The following is a 15,409-nucleotide window of genomic DNA, read 5'->3' on the forward strand; positions in this document are numbered from 1 at the left end:
AATTTCCAGTTGTTGATCTTGTACGTCTGGCGCCCCGACTCTACCGGTGTAACCAGGCGGTACTGGTTATGCCCGAGGAACTCAAAATCCAGGGATTCACCGCCCGACGTGCGCAGGGACAGGTGGCGGAAGGTATGCTTGCCCAGGTCATCGCCCTCTGTATCCGCCAGCAACTTATCCAAGCGCTCCCGCTCACCCTGCACATACTCCATCAGGTCGGGATCAATTTCGCGCTGCTGGACTGCCGGCTCAACCGCAGGCTTCGCGGACTCCAGAGACGCCAGTGAGGGTTTGGGCAGTTCCGGCTTGCTCAGCGGAGCAGCAGGTTCCGGCTTCGCCGGTGCAGGCGCCTTGCTCGCCGCCTTGGCCCTGGCTTTCTGCGCCTCGGCCTGCACCAGCATGGACTGGACCATGCCGTCCACGCGCTTCTGCTGATCCGCCAGGCGCCCCTTGCCCCGGGCGACAGCAGCCTGGGACTTCTCCAGGCGCGCCTGCAGCTCGCTGTAGGTGGACTGGATAAATTCTACTCGGCGATTGCGGCTGTCTACTCCACGTTCCGCCATCGCAAAACCGTGCTTGGCCTTGCGCAGCGCCCGCTCGGTGTCTGAGCTCGGCGCAGCCTGGTGCTCACGCTCAGCGGCCTTGAGCTCCTGCAGGCTGGTAGCGTAGTGCTTGCGGGCATCCGCGAGGGACTTTTCTGCACGCTCCAGCTTGTATTCGTAACCCAGAATTTCGTTCTCGACATCTTCCAGCTCAACCTGCCGGTTTTCCAGGCTTTGCTCAATTCGTGCAAGTTTGTTCTGCTCTACCGTCAATGATGAAGCCGACTGAGCCGCAACCCCAACACTCAACGCCCCCAACAAGCCCGCAAAAAGCAGCGAGCAACCACGGTTTACCGCCATAGCCAAAAGTCCATTGTTTGATTATTTACTTCGAAATTCGAGGAGTCTGTGCACTAAAACGGAGCCAGTTCGCTACCGGCATGGCACATAGCCACACAATTTACCCCAGACGAAATACCTCAGCAATGACCATGCCAAACAGAACGCATCACATAGAGTGACCCAGCCCGCAAAAGTGCGTATTCATCCGGGCGGAAAAAGTTCCACCGCTGCTAACAATTTTTTGTGACATTTAATAGTACAGAGCGCTTGATTTTTTTTCAGAGAATCGCATTATGGGTCATAGGGAGTTACTCCTGACCCAGTTGGAAAACCGACCCGGGCGCAAAACAACCGACGCTGAAATAGTCAGCACCCAATCTGCGACCTCTGGTGATTTGGTTTCCTTCTGAGCAGCACTCCCTAAAGGGCGCCCTACCTTTTTTACCAGCAAACCGCATTAGCGGCCTGCATGGACCCCTTATAACTGGAGGTAGTGCCCATGAAATCTGCGCCTTACGATAACATTGTGTTCCGCGACATCGACAAATCTGCAGCTCTGGCAGACACCGTCGCCAAGAAACTCAACAAGCTGGAACGTTATTGTGGCGATATCATACGAAGCCGTGTGGTCCTAGAAGCCCCCCACCAACACAAGCACAAAGGGAAGCAGTACAAGGCCTCTGTGGAACTGGCCCTGAGTGGCAACCCGGTAACCATTACCAATGAAAGCGAATCCATTCACCGTGCGGTCAACGCGGCCTTCAACTCTGCCGAACGCTGCCTGAAAGAGCGCGGCGGCCGCCGCAAAACACGGCGCCACCAGCTGCCCGAATTGGAACAGGAAACCGAATAGGGCCCCGTGAATCCGGGTCAGAGCACTGACCCGGCATAAAAAAGGCGATGCACTGATCAGATCGTGCATCGCCTTTTTTGTGGGTGATCCAGTTTGGACGAGTAATACCCCGCCCCCGGGGAACTAGCCCCCGACCGGGGTGCGCATGGTGACGAACTCTTCCGCCGCAGTGGGGTGAATACCAATGGTCTGGTCGAACACCGCCTTGGTGGCACCGGCCTTCATGGCGACGGCAATGCCCTGAATGATCTCTCCCGCGTCCGGCCCAACCATATGCGCGCCCACCACCTTGTCGCTCGCCCTGTCGACGATCAGTTTCATCAGGGTACGCTCGTCGCGGCCACTCACGGTGTGGCGCATGGCTCTGAAGTCGGATTTGAAGATAGCCACCTCGATCCCGGCCTGGCGCGCCTCTTCTTCTGTCAGTCCGACAGTGCCGATATTGGGCTGGCAGAACACCGCGGTGGGAATATTGTTGTAGTCAATTTCGGCGGTTTTACCGGTCTGCCAGTGTTTGACCAGCGCCATGGCTTCCGCCAGTGCCACCGGCGTCAGTTCCGGCCCCCCGGTAACATCGCCCAAGGCATAGATGGAGGTAACACTGCTGCGGAAGTTGTCATCCACGCCAATGGTACCGTCCTTATGCAGCACCACCCCCAGCTTTTCCAGGCCCAGCCCGGCAGTATTTGGCTTGCGTCCGGTCGCGAACAGCACCGCATCCACCACCAGGGTTTCGCCATCATCCTCCCGCACCAGCAGGCTGCCGTCCTGCTGCTTTTCAATAGCGACCACCTGGTGGTTGAAATGCAGGTCAACCTGCTTTTTAGCCATCTCATCCCGCACAAAATTGCGCACATCCCGGTCAAACCCGCGCAGGAAAAGATCCCGGCGATATGAGAGATGGGTTTCTGCGCCCAGACCGGCAAAGATACCGGCGAACTCCACTGCGATATAGCCACCCCCCACCACCAGAATGCGCCGAGGGAACGTTTCCAGGGAGAAGATCTCGTTGGAAGTTATGGCAAATTCACTGCCCGGGAATTCGGGCACATACGGCCAGCCACCGGTTGCCACCAGAATCCGCTCGGCGGAATAGACCTGGTCGCCTACAACCACCTCGTGACGGCCGGCCAATCTTGCGCGGCCATCGATGACCGTAACCTTGCTGTTGTCGAGCAGACTGCGGTAAATACCGTTTAGCCGGGAAATCTCTTTGGCATTGTTGTCGCGCAGTGTGGGCCAGTGAAAATTGGCTCCCTCCTGCCCCAGCCAGCCAAAACCCCGGGCATCCTCAAACGACTCGCGGTAACTGCTGGCATAAACAAACAGTTTTTTCGGCACGCAGCCCACATTGACGCAGGTTCCACCCATATAGCGGTCTTCCGCCACTGCAACGCGCATTCCTGCAGCGGCAGCCATACGCGACGCGCGCACCCCGCCGGAACCGGCGCCAATTACAAACAGATCAAAATCGTATTCAGCCAAAACTTTCTCCTGGAACCCGGACTGCGCCAGCGCGGCAATCCCGGCAGCACTCTACAGCGACAACACTCTTCATCCACAATTTCCCCGGTGCCGAACCGCCGTTTTTTTCAGCGACCGCCGGCATCGGTGACAATGTTTTTCAGTTTACCTGCCCCGCGCCGACAGTTCGATTCCGGACGCAAAACGCCGCCTGCGCGCACCGCAAGCCTGTCCAATTTTTATACGAAACAGCGCATTTTCGGCACTTATTTCCGAGCTCTACCACAAATACACCAGGAACAAATGTGCGCCAGCTCTGCTATTGGCACTTTAGTGCCTTTCGGTCCATAAAAGCCGTTGACATTAGAAAGTCGTTTCGATATTCATGTGATGTTTATCACAAATAAAAGCCTGATAGCGACAACAACAGCAGGGCATACAAAATGAAAACTACAGACACTACATTTGCTTTTAACTTTCCCACCGCAGCCGCCAAGGTTCTGCTAGCGATGACTCTGCTGCTCGCGAGCGGCTTCTCCATGGCCAAAACCCACCCCTCCTACCTGACACCGAGTTATTGCAACAGCGTGGTGGAGCAGTTTGTGGACTATGGCATGCGCAGCCTCGGCAAGTACGTCAACGAAAACTTCAAACCGGAATACAAGGGCGGTATCCGCAACACCATCAACTTCCTCGAGCAGCGCTCAGCGTGGTTGAATGAGTGCAACGACTACCTGCTCGACAGTGGGCAGAGCTACGTTTTCTACGATCAGAAAAATACCCGGGACATCTTCGCGGCCATCGATGCACTGGCCAAGGAGCTGCAACTGGTGCGCGAAGGAGTTGAGTACCCGGACGACGCCGGCAACAACAACCCGACGCCCTTTATCAAGAGCCGTTTCGAGACACTCGCGGAGCTGGTGGATCAGCACCACACCCGCATGCTGATGAAAAAGCAGTTCCAGTAATCCCGCGGCTAGCTCTCCGTACATCCGGGCGCCTGCGCCCGGATGGATACGTGCCCTTCCTCTGCTTTTTCACCCCTGGCGCTTGACTCCAGATCCCTGCCCGGATTTGATTTGTGTCGCCACCGCAACCGATTCTTCCCGCCCCAATAACCGCTCCTTGAGGCTGAGTGCGATGCGCTTGGTCAGCGCTCCCAGCCGCGGGCGCTGCTTTTCGGAAAACGGGATTGGGCGACAACTGTGCACCGCTGCAAGGCCGATACGGGCCATGAACAGGCTGGCCCCCATCCCCTGCCCCAGGCGGGCAGACACCGTGCTCAGCATGCTGTCCCCCACCAGTTCCGGCCACAGTTCACTGACGGCGTACTCGCTGGCACCACTGTAGGCTACCAGTGCGAGGATCTTCTTGAACAACCGCCAGCGCACCACAACCGATGGCCTGACACCGTAGATCTGCGCCACATCGTCGATCATGCGCATGGACTGGCGCAGGGCCACCAGTACATCGAGGGTGGTAAACGGGCTCAGGCCAACCAGCGCCCCGGTGGTGGTGGCGTGGCGGACGATGCGCCGCAGCGCCTCCTGGTCCAGCGCTTCGAAGAAATTGATTTCCAGGTGCCGCAGCAGTTCGCTGTTGTCGTAATAGTCCGGGGTTTCTTCCTGAACCCGGGCCAGCAGCGCGCCCTGCGGTTTGCCCGCAAACAGTTCCCGCAACTGCTCGTTCAGGGGCTCCACCGCATCGGTGGCACGGCTGTCGCGCACTTCTGCCGCCAGCTCCTGAGTTTTCTGCAGTTTGCGCAGCGGGCGACCGGCGCGAAAGTATTCCCACACCGCGCTGACCATGGTGAGCACCAGTGCGCCGATCACCACCGCCGCCAGAACCCCCAGGCTCCAGTGCATGTCCGCTGCCCAGTAAAAGAACTGCCTCAGCTCCCAGAACACGGCGCCAAACACCAGCGCCAGTGCCGCCAGCAGTGCGGGCTTCCACAGCCGCAGGCGGAACGTCGGCAGGCGCAGTTCCGAGAAAGAAATTTTGTCCGGCAGGGATTCACCGGTGGTGATGGACCGGGGGAGCTGGCTGCCCTCTTCCGTCAGGGTTTCGATCCGGGTCTGCGCCCGCTCGCGGTGCTTTTCAGACTCCTGGTCCGTCTCGAGGTTTTCGATGCGCGTCTGGCGGCGCGGCCCTCGATCCCCGGAGGGCTCGGCGCCGGATTGCCGCGACGGGTCCGCGGCGTTTTCTGGCTTGTCAGAATTCATCACACCTTGTCTCCAAGCAATAAATTCAACAGCGCGTCCATGCGGATATGGGGCATATAGCCCTCCCGGCCGATTCCCGCCGGCGGGCGCAGTTGCGGCGGCAGGCCGCCGGAATAGTGCTGCCAGTCGCCATCCCGCGGCGGGTGCGGCAGTATCTCGGCATTTTCGAAGCCCAGGTAACGACCGTCCATATCGTGCCCCACGAGCAAGCGGCGACCGTCGCGGCTGCTTTCATTGGAGCAGCGCACCGCGGCGATTGCCTCGCAGTACAGCGGCAGGCCGCGGTGGCGGGCACCGGAAAACGCCTGTTGCAGCTGTTGCCCCAGCAGCTGGCGCAGCGCGTCGTGATCCGCTGCCAGTACCTGGTCCACCTTGGTAGCGGCAAATACCAGGCGGTCGATACGCGGCCGCCACAGCTTGCGCAGCAGGCCGCTGTTACCGTAACGGAAGGTGTCCGCAATATGCTTGAAGCCCTGGCGCATATCGTCCAGTGACGACTCGCCGGCAAACAGGGTACTGATAAGATCCACCAGCACCAGCTGGCGGTCGAGATGCCGGAAATGGCTTTCCACAAACGGCGTAACCTTTTCCTCGACATAAGTCTGGTAGCGCCTCTCCACCACCTTGTAGACGCTGCCTTCTGGCAGCGCCTCGAGTTCCGCCGCGGTCATGTGCCCCAGCTGCGGTAATGGCAGTACCCCGTATTCATCCCCATCCAGCAGCGCGCGTCCCGGCTGCAGATAACTGAGTTTCAGTTGCCCGCGACAATCCCGCAGGAACTGCCGGTAGTCCTGCCAAAGTAGATCAAGCTCGCGGGGATCGGCGGGACCTGCTGGGCGCAACGCGTTGAGGCGCGCAATCAGCTCCGGAGCGAGGTTCGCTCGCGGCTGTGCCTCCAGCAGGCTGCCCTGGTGGCGGCACCACTCGGCAAAGGAAAGCCGCAACAGCGGCAGGTCCATCAACCATTCCCCGGGATAATCACGCAATTCCAGAATCACGGTCTGGCGGTAACTCCTTCCCAGGCGGCGCCCCTGCAGGTGCACATGCAGCTCCATGGCAGACAGTTCGCGGGTGGATTCCGGCCAGCGGGGAGGATTCGCGGTGAGCGCGTCCAGGCAGCGCTCGTATTCAAACATCGGCAGTCCGGTATCCAGTGCCGGGTGCAGTTCCGCCCCCAGCAGACGGCCGTTCAGAGCCGGCGCAAAGCCCGGCAACTGGGCGCGATCCGGGTGGCTGAGCTGGTAGATCAGGCTGCTGATCAGGGTCGACTTGCCGGCGCCGCTGAGGCCGGTAATACCGATACAGATTCGGCGGTCCAGCAGCCTTTCAGCAGCCCAGTGAGATTTGTCTGCGGCCTCCCGGCGCAGGCGTCGCAATCCGGAGCGCAGCTTGTGCAGGCGGCCGCGGCTGCCGCGTTCATCGGTCATCGCACACCCCCTCTACCGCCGCCCGGGACAACAGGTCCCTGTACAGTTGTTTCAATGAACTTCCTCGCTATTCGACAGCCACAACTGTGACCGAGTGTTCCGTCCAAGTCTAGCTCCCCTATATATGAAGCCGCAGGCACATCCCCTCCCAAACGACCATAAAAAAGCGCGGGCCTCTCGGCACCGCGCTTCTTTTTACACTGCTTATGCTGCGCTATTAAAACTGCAGCCAGTCCGGATCAGGCGACAGCCAGATCAGTCCACCAGGGCAATATCCCCGGAGCCCATGACCGAAAAGGACTCATTCGCCGGGCGCTGCAGCACTATGTCACCGGAACCCATGATGGCACCACCGGCATCGTTGGCGCGCAGAGCGCGGCCGACAAAGTCCCCGGAGCCCATGATGTTCACCTTGAGGCTACCCACCTTGCCGCCGATCACCATGTCTCCGGATCCGCGGATCTGGGCAGACAGCGCTTCGCCGACGAAGTTTTCCAGGCGCAGATCGCCGGAACCGGTAATCCCGGCAGAACCGCTCACCGCGAGCACGGTGCCCACTAGCAGATCCCCGGAACCGGTCACCTCGGTATTCAACTCTTCCGCCGCCACCTTGTCGACGCGAATCACGCCGGAACCCGTTACCTTGAGTTCGAGCTGCTCGCTTTCCAGCGCTTCCGCGTGGGCCTCGCCGGAGCCGGTAACCCGGATCTTGTTGATCTTCGGCAGGGTCACGTGATAGCGCACTTCGGGCTCTGACGTCACGGTGACCACTCCGAACAGACTCTTTTTGTCCGAATCAACGAACAGTACCAGGGTATCGCCCTTCACTTCCGCATTGGCGAACTCCATGGCGTCGGCCGGCCCGGTAGCGGTGACGGAGAAGCTTTCGCCCTGGACCACTTCCAGGTGGGAACTGCCTTTCAGAGCGATTCCGGTAAAGCCATCGAGGGCAAAGCTCTTGCTGCCACCTTCGGCCTGGGCCAACCCTGCGGTCAGCAGCATCAAGGCCGCCATCAGAGCGGCAAAACGGGATCTGGAGAACATATTGGATTCCTGCTTTTCTGTTATCTGCCACTGTGACGCGGCGGGCGACGACTTTGGATGCACGCTTTTCAAAAAAAATCGCCATCCCATAATGCTGTCCACCAGGCGGACTCTGAGCGAAGGCGTCGCTGGCGATCGCTAATGTACATCATTGCGCCGCCATCCCGGGTTTAACCGGCTTCTGCATACCCTAGCTCCACCAGGGCAGCGCGCAGACGGGCGGCTTCTGCAGCCAGTTCTTCCGACTCGGCGGGCTTCTGCAGGGAAAAATCGAGATCGCCGATCGCGTCGATCGGCACCAGGTGGTAATGGGTGTGCGGCACCTCGAGACCTGCCACCATGATCCCTACACGCTCGGGCTGGTATACCTTTTTCTGCGCCTTGGCGACTTTCTGGGCGACCTCCATCAGGTGGGCATTGATATCGGTGGGAACATCATCCCAGTGATCGATCTCCTGCACCGGAATCACCAGGCAGTGGCCGGTCTTGATCGGTGCGATGGTCATGATTGCCACCGCCACATCGTCCCGCCAGACAAAGTGACCCGGCAGGTCACCATTGATGATTTGGGTGAAAATACTCGCCATAGGTGCCTCGAAAATCCAGTAATTTGGGTGTGCCCGGTCCAGGCGTGAAGCGGACCAGACGCTCGCTGCAAGTCTAACAGCCAGTGGCCGAACAGTCAGCGAAAGCATTTGCCGCCGAAGGGTAGCGCAGCAATGCACCATTGCCAGAATACCCGTGGAAGTCCGTGACAATTTCGTTGCCAACCGTTGGCACTAGTGCAACCTTCCCTTAATCTTGCCGCCCATATCGCAAGGGGGCATCGGTCGCCAGCGCAGTACCGGCAACGTGCCGCCGCGCAAATCTACATTCAGGTACCGGCCCCACTCTGAACGCCAAACCAACGTCTCAGGGGGGAGACACCATGCAGAACCTGCTGGAGCAACTGGGTGGACGAGAGTTCGTCCAACACACCGTGGATGAATTTTATCAGGTGATCGGCAAGCACCTGTCTGCCGAAGATTCCAGCGATCACGGTAAGCAGAGCAGCCGTCAGGCCCAGTTCCTGAACCACGTGCTGTCGGGACAACCGGAGCCGATGCACTCTGCCCGCGCCTCTTTCCTGGCCCGCGGACTGAACCCCACCCTGTTTGAGGCCATGCTCGAATTCCTGCAGGCGCGCCTGGAAGAGCTGGGGTTCTGCCCCAACTTCAGCCACAACCTGGTGCGTACCGCTGGCGACTACTACGGCGACAGCGACCTGCAACTCTCTATCGCCTGCTGACACCATCTCTCACAGGATGTCCACCACTGCCGGACCGGCAGTGGTCCCCCCTCCCCTTCTGGCTCTCCCCGCACAACAGGCCGCCGGTTGCGAGCTGCAGACCCCATCTCTACAATGGCCGCTCACACAGCCTTATTCCCCCGTTTGCCTTCCTGTCTGTAAGCGGTAAGCGCTACCACCCACTCTCAAGATACAAGAGACTGCCAATGAAAATTGCGAACCACAGTGTTGTGGAGATCAACTACACCCTGAAAGACGCCGAAGGAACCGTGATCGACAGTTCGGAAGGCGGCCAGCCGCTGAAGTACCTGCAGGGCGTGGGCAACATCATCCCGGGTCTGGAAAAGGAAATGCTGGACAAGAGTGCCGGTGACAAATTCAACGTGGTGATTCCGGCTGAGGAAGGTTATGGCCCGCAGAACCCGGACCTGATCCAGACCCTGCCGAGCAGCGCCTTCGGCGGTGTTGAGAAGCTGGAAGTGGGCATGGCATTCCGCGCCCAGAGCACCGAAGGCCACCCGATTGAAGTGGAAATCATCGATATCGACGGCGATCAGGTCACCATCAACGGTAACCACCCGCTGGCAGGCGTGGAACTGCACTTCGCCATCGAAGTGGTTTCCGTGCGCGAAGCGACTCCGGAAGAGATCGACCACGGCCACGTACACTGATCTCCCGAGCGGAGCAGGACACCCTGCTCCGCTTTTCTGTACTTCTCCTTTATTCTACCCTTCCAGCACCTCGGTCCGCGGCCTCTCCGGCCACTGAAACAGATGATTTACCCCCATGAGTTTGAGTGAATCCTACCTGCAAAGATTTGGTGGCATCGGCCGCCTGTACGGTGCATCGGCACTGGAAAGGCTCGCCGGCGCGCACATGGTGGTAATCGGTATCGGCGGCGTCGGCAGCTGGACCGCGGAAGCCCTGGCCCGCAGCGGCGTGGGTAAACTGACCCTGATCGACCTGGACGATATCTGCATCACCAATACCAACCGGCAGATTCACGCGCTGGCGGAAACCGTGGGCGAGATCAAGGTAGCGGAAATGGCCGTGCGGCTGCGCCAGATCAACCCGGAAATCGCCGTGCACACCCACGAGGACTTTATCGCCAGCGACAATTTCGCCGAGCTTCTGGATCCGGAAAATGCACGGATTGATATCGTTATTGACGCCATCGACAACGCGCGGGTAAAGGCCGCACTGATCGCCTACTGCAAGGCGCGCAAGTTGCGGGTGATTACCGTGGGCTCCGCGGGAGGCAAGAAAAACCCCGCTGAAATCACCAGTGCCGACCTCGGTCGCACCCATAACGACCCGATGCTGGCCAAGGTACGCCAGCACCTGTACCGCTTTCACAACTTCCAGAAATCCCGCAAACGCCAGTTCGGCGTGGACGCCATTTATTCCGCGGAACCCATGGTTTACCCGCAACCGGACGGGGAAGTGTGCCAGCAGAAAAGTGCCATGCAGGACGGGGTCAAGCTGGATTGCAGCGGCGGCTACGGTGCCGCCACCATGGTCACCGGTACCTTCGGTTTTCTCGCTGCCACCCGGGCAATCGAGCGCCTGCTCAAACAGAAAACCTGATTGCCGCTACTCGTCGCCCCTGTTACGCATCAACCTTCATCATCGAAGATTGCCACCCGCACCGGTGAAGTACTGGTGCGGCTGCCCCGGTACATGCCCTTGGTATTGAACACCAGGGAAACCTGCCCCGCGGGATCCAGCACAATAACTCCGCCGGTACCGCCGATCGGCTTCAGCACGCGGTTGATGACCTCATCCGCCGCCGTGGCAATGGATTTGTCCTGGTACTGCACCCGCGCACAGATATCCGCGGCGACGTTGTAACGGATAAAGTATTCGCCGTGGCCGGTGGCGGAGACCGCGCAGGAGCGATTGTCGGCAAAGGTACCGGCACCGATCACCGGTGCATCACCAATGCGGCCGTAGCGCTTCGCGGTCATTCCGCCGGTGGAAGTACCCGCTGCCAGGTTGCCATTTTTGTCCAGGGCCACCGCGCCGACGGTGCCCATTTTGTACCGTATTGGCAGTGCATCCACCGCGGCCTGATAATCCTTATCCTGTTTGTTTTCCCGCTCGAGTTTTTCTTTCGCTTTCTCCAGCTGCTTGCGGCGCTGCTCGGTATCAAAGCTCTGGTTATCCACCATCGCCACCCCGCGACTGCGGGCAAATTCCTCGGCACCGGCACCGGACAGCATCACGAATGGCGAATCCTCCATTACCATGCGCGCCAGGTTGATCGGATTGGCAATACGTTTTACCCCCGCCACCGCACCGGCCTGGCGGTCGCGACCATCCATGATGGAGGCATCCAGTTCATGGGTACCTTCATAGGTATAAACCGCGCCCTTGCCGGCGTTGAACAGGGGGGAATTCTCCAGCACATTGATCGCTGCAATTACCGCGTCGAGACTCTCTCCGCCCTTTTCCAGTACCCTGTATCCCGCGTTCACGGCTTCTTCGAGCTTCGCGCGGTAGGCGCGCTCCTTTTCCGGTGTCATGTTGGACTTTTCGATGGTGCCGGCACCGCCGTGGATAGCGATAGCGATGGGCACATCCTCGCGGGCTTCCGCCACGGCCGCAGTGGCGGAGGCGACCAGTAGAATCGCGGTGAAAAACCGAGTAATAAATTTGCCTGTACCCATGGCGGAATCCTTTCTAAGTTCTTTTAAATACACTGTGGAAATTCAAGCAATACGGCGACTAGAAATACAGCGACCAGCAGCAACCAAAGGTATGCCATTCGCCAGCCTCTGGCCAGCCGGTCTCAGCCCAGCACTTCAGAGGTAACCCCGGCGACCATGTCCCGCATCCAGCAGCTGGCGGGGTCATCCTCGGCGCTTTTGTGCCAGTACAGGTTCCAGCTGAGTGGCTCGACCACAAATGGCAGGGACACCGTCGTCAGCGGCAGCGTATCTGCCAGCACCCGCGGCACCGTCCACAGCAGATCGGTGCCGGCCGTAATTCGCGCCGCCACCAGGTAATTCTGTACCCGCATCGCCACCATGCGCCGCATGCCCAGGCCGTGCAGCGCCATATCCACCTGCCCGCGCCCCTTGCGGCGACTGGAGACGTGCAGGTGTTCCGCGGCGAGATAGCTGTCGAGGGACAGCGGCGCGGACGCCAACGGGTGCTCCGGGCGCATCGCCACCACGTAAGGTAGCGCCCCCAGTGAACACCAGCCCAGCTCCCGTGCATTCACCGCCGGTGCATCCAGCAACAGATCGATGACCCCGCCCTTGAGGTCCGCAGTTGCCGCCTCCCGCTCCACGTAATAGCTGGTGATCGCCACCCCCGGAGCGGCGCGGCGCACCCGTTCGTGCAGGCTGGGCAACAACAGGGATTCCGCCAGGTCATTCATGCCGAGCCGGAACACCCGCTCGGAACGGGCCGGGTCGAAGCGCGCATTGACACCGACACTGCGCCCCAGCAGAGACAGCGCCTCGCGCACATCCGCCACCACACTGTCGGCAACCGGCGTCGGGCACATGCCCTCGCGGGTTTTCACAAACAGCTGGTCGTCAAAGGTCTGGCGCAACCGGCCGAGGGCATTGCTGACCGCGGGCTGGGTCAGGTTGAGCAGCTGCGCCACCCGGGTCACACTGCGCTCGCGGTAGAGGGCATCGAATACCACAAACAGATTCAGATCGACTTTGTCCAGGCGCATCCGCTCCCCCCTCACACGGTAAAATCTGCATTAACCAGATCAATGAAACTGCATCACCAGAATAAATTGGGATGATTGTTACCGATTTTTTATAGTCTCCGGCATCCGCTGTCAATGACGCACAGGAAACGACTGCATCCGGAGAAGCCCATGTTCACGTTCAGTGACCTCTCGATGACCCTGCAGGCCAAACTGCAGTGTTTTTTTGAAGAACAGATCTATCCCAGCGAGCGCAGCTATCGCGAGCAACTGGAAAGCGCGGAAAACCGCTTTGCGCCGCTGCCACTGATGGACAGTCTGAAACAGAAGGCCCGCAACGAGGGCCTGTGGAACCTGTTCATACCCACGGCACACGGGGAGTACAGTGACTTCGGCGGGCTCAGCAACCTCGACTACGCACCACTGGCGGAACAGATGGGACGGGTGATCTGGTCGCCGGAGGTGTTCAACTGCAATGCGCCGGACACCGGCAATATGGAAGTGTTCATGCGCTACGCCACAGATGCGCAGCGCGAGCGCTGGCTGACGCCCTTACTGAACGGCGAGATTCGCTCCTCCTACGCCATGACAGAGCCCCAGGTGGCCTCTTCAGACGCCACCAATATCGAATTGCGCATCCAGCGCGACGGCAACGAGTGGGTGCTGAATGGACGCAAGTGGTTTATTACCGGCGCCCTGTACGAGCGCACCAGAATTCTGATCGTGATGGGAAAATCCGACCCGGAAAACCCCAACCGGCACAAGCAGCAGACCCAGGTACTGGTGCCGAAAGACACCCCCGGAATCACCCTGGTGCGCCCGCTCACCACCCTCGGCTACGACGACGCCCCCATCGGCCACGCCGAGATCCGTTTTGACAATGTACGGGTGCCGTTGGACAACGTCCTGCTCGGCGAGGGCCGCGGCTTCGAAATTGCCCAGGGGCGGCTCGGGCCAGGCCGCATCCACCACTGCATGCGCCTGATCGGCGCCGCCCAGCGCGCCCTGGAAGAAACCTGTGAACGGGTCACCAGTCGCACTACCTTCGGCCGCCAGCTGAGCCGACACCAGTCGGTGCGCGAAGATATCGCCCGCAGTTTTTCCGAGATCCAGATGGCGCGCCTGCTGGTACTGGAAACCTGCCGAAAAATGGACGAGGTGGGGGCGAGCGCCGCGCGGGACATGATCGCCGCGAGCAAGATCACGGTGCCGAAACTGGTGCAGGAAATTCTCGACCGCTGTATGCAGATGCACGGCGCCGGCGGTCTGACGGAAGACTACTTTATGGCGGAGGCGTTCAACTATGCCCGCTGGTGCCGCCAGGCAGACGGCCCCGACCAGGTCCACATGATGGCCCTGGGCAAGCAGGTGATCGGCCAGTACGCGCCGAAAACCCGGCACAGTTGATCGCAGTACAGGGAGAGAACATGTCCGACAACACCTTTGGATTTGATCAACACCGGCTGGCCCAGTACCTGGAACAGCAGGTACCGGGCTTTCACGGACCGCTGGCGGCAGAGAAGTTCGCCGGCGGCCAGTCCAACCCCACGTTTCTGATCAAGGCCGCCAGCGGCCGCTATGTGCTGCGGCGCAAGCCGCCGGGCACCCTGCTGAAGTCCGCCCACGCGGTGGATCGGGAATTCCGTGTAATTTCCGCCCTCGCGGACACTCCCGTTCCGGTGGTGGAGGTGTTTCATCTGTGTGAAGACGAGTCCGTTATCGGCAGCATGTTTTACCTGATGGAATACGTGCAAGGACGGGTATTCTGGGACCCGGCCCTGCCGGAGTTGAACGCCTCCGCGCGCCGCGCCGTATACCGGGAAATGAACCGGGTACTGGCGGAACTGCATTCCGTGGACGTGGAACTCGCGGGGCTTGCGGACTTCGGCCGCCCGGGGAATTTCTATGAGCGCCAGATCAACCGCTGGAGCCAGCAATATCAGGCGTCGGCCACCGAGAGCATTGCCGATATGGATATGCTGATGGCGTGGCTGCCACAAAACCTGCCCCGGGACGACGGCGAGGTGACGCTGGTGCACGGCGACTTCCGCCTCGACAATATGATGTTCCACCCCGGCGAGCCCAAGGTACTGGCACTGATGGACTGGGAGCTTTCCACCCTGGGCCACCCGTTGTTTGATCTCGCGTACCAGTGTATGCAGTTGCGCATGTCCCACGGCGGTGTACTTTCCGGGCTCGGCGGTTTATCCCGCCCGGACCTGGGCATCCCCTCGGAAGCCGAATATGTTGAGTGGTACTGTGAACGCCGCGGCCTTTCCGGCATTCCCCACTGGAACTTTTATCTGGCGTTCTGCTTCTTCCGCTTCGCCGCCATTCTGCAGGGCGTAAAGAAGCGCGCACTGGAAGGCAACGCATCCAGTGCCAAGGCATTGCAAATGGGAGAACTGGTGAAACCACTGGCGGCAATGGCCGCGGATATCTGCGAAACGACGGTCTGTTAGCTGCGAGGAAAACTGCGCGATTTAAGCCGACGTAGAAAACCAGTTAGGCGCAATTTTTACCACAAAACTTTCACGGAAAATTTTTCTCGTCGCAG

General features: G+C 59.9%; 15 protein-coding genes. 7 read left to right on the plus strand and 8 right to left on the minus strand.

Going from position 1 to position 15,409, the window contains the following annotated elements:
* Nucleotides 1–815 (minus strand): hypothetical protein (locus QZ511_RS09125; protein ID WP_295801867.1); only part of this gene is annotated, 815 nt, incomplete at its 3' end.
* A gap of 568 nt (nucleotides 816–1,383) precedes the next feature.
* Here QZ511_RS09125 and QZ511_RS09130 point away from each other — a divergent pair.
* Entirely contained in the window at nucleotides 1,384–1,737 is a 354-nt protein-coding gene (locus tag QZ511_RS09130) for an HPF/RaiA family ribosome-associated protein (RefSeq protein WP_295801868.1), read from the plus strand.
* Between the two features lie 123 nt (nucleotides 1,738–1,860).
* Here the strand turns inward: QZ511_RS09130 and gorA are convergent, their stop codons facing one another.
* The gene (gene gorA, locus QZ511_RS09135) at nucleotides 1,861–3,222 is read right to left on the minus strand and encodes a glutathione-disulfide reductase (protein WP_295801871.1); all 1,362 of its coding nucleotides are present in this window, start codon (nucleotides 3,220–3,222) and stop codon (nucleotides 1,861–1,863) included.
* A 422-nt stretch (nucleotides 3,223–3,644) separates the two neighbouring features.
* On the opposite strand from gorA, the gene QZ511_RS09140 reads away from it, so the two are divergent.
* Nucleotides 3,645–4,169 (plus strand): hypothetical protein, encoded by a 525-nt coding sequence (locus QZ511_RS09140; protein WP_295801873.1) that lies wholly within the window; start codon nucleotides 3,645–3,647, stop codon nucleotides 4,167–4,169.
* A gap of 69 nt (nucleotides 4,170–4,238) precedes the next feature.
* On the opposite strand, the gene QZ511_RS09145 is transcribed toward QZ511_RS09140, so the two are convergent.
* The 4 genes from QZ511_RS09145 to QZ511_RS09160 all read right to left on the minus strand — a co-directional run bounded on the left by QZ511_RS09145 (nucleotide 4,239) and on the right by QZ511_RS09160 (nucleotide 8,481).
* Nucleotides 4,239–5,423, minus strand: a complete 1,185-nt coding sequence (locus tag QZ511_RS09145; RefSeq protein WP_295801917.1) for a TIGR01620 family protein — start codon at nucleotides 5,421–5,423, stop codon at nucleotides 4,239–4,241.
* Nucleotides 5,423–6,850, minus strand: coding sequence for a YcjX family protein (locus tag QZ511_RS09150; protein ID WP_295801875.1), 1,428 nt, complete (start codon nucleotides 6,848–6,850; stop codon nucleotides 5,423–5,425). Before QZ511_RS09150 ends, QZ511_RS09145 begins: the two co-directional genes overlap by 1 nt.
* Nucleotides 6,851–7,105: 255 nt before the next feature.
* The gene (locus QZ511_RS09155) at nucleotides 7,106–7,894 is read right to left on the minus strand and encodes a DUF2807 domain-containing protein (protein WP_295801877.1); all 789 of its coding nucleotides are present in this window, start codon (nucleotides 7,892–7,894) and stop codon (nucleotides 7,106–7,108) included.
* A gap of 170 nt (nucleotides 7,895–8,064) precedes the next feature.
* Nucleotides 8,065–8,481, minus strand: coding sequence for an HIT family protein (locus tag QZ511_RS09160; protein ID WP_295801879.1), 417 nt, complete (start codon nucleotides 8,479–8,481; stop codon nucleotides 8,065–8,067).
* A gap of 341 nt (nucleotides 8,482–8,822) precedes the next feature.
* On the opposite strand from QZ511_RS09160, the gene QZ511_RS09165 reads away from it, so the two are divergent.
* The 3 genes from QZ511_RS09165 to tcdA all read left to right on the plus strand — a co-directional run bounded on the left by QZ511_RS09165 (nucleotide 8,823) and on the right by tcdA (nucleotide 10,769).
* A complete protein-coding gene (locus tag QZ511_RS09165) occupies nucleotides 8,823–9,182 on the plus strand; it encodes a hypothetical protein (protein ID WP_295801881.1) in 360 nt (119 codons plus the stop codon).
* 206 nt (nucleotides 9,183–9,388) lie between these two features.
* A complete protein-coding gene (locus QZ511_RS09170; protein WP_295801883.1) occupies nucleotides 9,389–9,853 on the plus strand; it encodes a peptidylprolyl isomerase in 465 nt (154 codons plus the stop codon).
* 115 nt (nucleotides 9,854–9,968) lie between these two features.
* Complete coding sequence (gene tcdA / locus QZ511_RS09175) at nucleotides 9,969–10,769, plus strand: tRNA cyclic N6-threonylcarbamoyladenosine(37) synthase TcdA (protein WP_295801885.1); 801 nt, start codon at nucleotides 9,969–9,971, stop codon at nucleotides 10,767–10,769.
* 29 nt (nucleotides 10,770–10,798) lie between these two features.
* On the opposite strand, the gene QZ511_RS09180 is transcribed toward tcdA, so the two are convergent.
* Both QZ511_RS09180 and QZ511_RS09185 read right to left on the minus strand, forming a co-directional pair.
* Nucleotides 10,799–11,851: an isoaspartyl peptidase/L-asparaginase family protein gene (locus QZ511_RS09180; RefSeq protein ID WP_295801887.1), complete on the minus strand. Its 1,053-nt coding sequence runs from the start codon at nucleotides 11,849–11,851 to the stop codon at nucleotides 10,799–10,801.
* Nucleotides 11,852–11,973: 122 nt separating this feature from the next.
* Nucleotides 11,974–12,873 (minus strand): LysR family transcriptional regulator, encoded by a 900-nt coding sequence (locus QZ511_RS09185; RefSeq protein WP_295801888.1) that lies wholly within the window; start codon nucleotides 12,871–12,873, stop codon nucleotides 11,974–11,976.
* A gap of 150 nt (nucleotides 12,874–13,023) precedes the next feature.
* On the opposite strand from QZ511_RS09185, the gene QZ511_RS09190 reads away from it, so the two are divergent.
* Both QZ511_RS09190 and QZ511_RS09195 read left to right on the plus strand, forming a co-directional pair.
* On the plus strand, nucleotides 13,024–14,259 hold the full coding sequence (locus QZ511_RS09190) for an acyl-CoA dehydrogenase family protein (RefSeq protein ID WP_295801890.1): 1,236 nt from the start codon (nucleotides 13,024–13,026) through the stop codon (nucleotides 14,257–14,259).
* Nucleotides 14,260–14,279: 20 nt separating this feature from the next.
* Nucleotides 14,280–15,314, plus strand: a complete 1,035-nt coding sequence (locus QZ511_RS09195; RefSeq protein ID WP_295801892.1) for a phosphotransferase — start codon at nucleotides 14,280–14,282, stop codon at nucleotides 15,312–15,314.
* The last annotated feature ends 95 nt before the right edge of the window (nucleotides 15,315–15,409 follow it).

It is taken from the genome of uncultured Microbulbifer sp., assembly GCF_913055755.1.
GTDB lineage: Bacteria > Pseudomonadota > Gammaproteobacteria > Pseudomonadales > Cellvibrionaceae > Microbulbifer.

Excerpts from the sequence above, each read along its gene's own strand:
- QZ511_RS09145 (WP_295801917.1), bottom strand. The coding sequence starts at position 5,423 with ATGAATTCTGACAAGCCAGAAAACGCCGCGGACCCGTCGCGGCAATCC.
- QZ511_RS09130 (WP_295801868.1), top strand. The coding sequence starts at position 1,384 with ATGAAATCTGCGCCTTACGATAACATTGTGTTCCGCGACATCGACAAA.
- QZ511_RS09155 (WP_295801877.1), bottom strand. The coding sequence starts at position 7,894 with ATGTTCTCCAGATCCCGTTTTGCCGCTCTGATGGCGGCCTTGATGCTG.
- tcdA (WP_295801885.1), top strand. The coding sequence starts at position 9,969 with ATGAGTTTGAGTGAATCCTACCTGCAAAGATTTGGTGGCATCGGCCGC.
- QZ511_RS09140 (WP_295801873.1), top strand. The coding sequence starts at position 3,645 with ATGAAAACTACAGACACTACATTTGCTTTTAACTTTCCCACCGCAGCC.
- QZ511_RS09185 (WP_295801888.1), bottom strand. The coding sequence starts at position 12,873 with ATGCGCCTGGACAAAGTCGATCTGAATCTGTTTGTGGTATTCGATGCC.
- QZ511_RS09195 (WP_295801892.1), top strand. The coding sequence starts at position 14,280 with ATGTCCGACAACACCTTTGGATTTGATCAACACCGGCTGGCCCAGTAC.
- QZ511_RS09170 (WP_295801883.1), top strand. The coding sequence starts at position 9,389 with ATGAAAATTGCGAACCACAGTGTTGTGGAGATCAACTACACCCTGAAA.
- QZ511_RS09180 (WP_295801887.1), bottom strand. The coding sequence starts at position 11,851 with ATGGGTACAGGCAAATTTATTACTCGGTTTTTCACCGCGATTCTACTG.
- QZ511_RS09160 (WP_295801879.1), bottom strand. The coding sequence starts at position 8,481 with ATGGCGAGTATTTTCACCCAAATCATCAATGGTGACCTGCCGGGTCAC.
- QZ511_RS09190 (WP_295801890.1), top strand. The coding sequence starts at position 13,024 with ATGTTCACGTTCAGTGACCTCTCGATGACCCTGCAGGCCAAACTGCAG.
- QZ511_RS09165 (WP_295801881.1), top strand. The coding sequence starts at position 8,823 with ATGCAGAACCTGCTGGAGCAACTGGGTGGACGAGAGTTCGTCCAACAC.
- QZ511_RS09150 (WP_295801875.1), bottom strand. The coding sequence starts at position 6,850 with ATGACCGATGAACGCGGCAGCCGCGGCCGCCTGCACAAGCTGCGCTCC.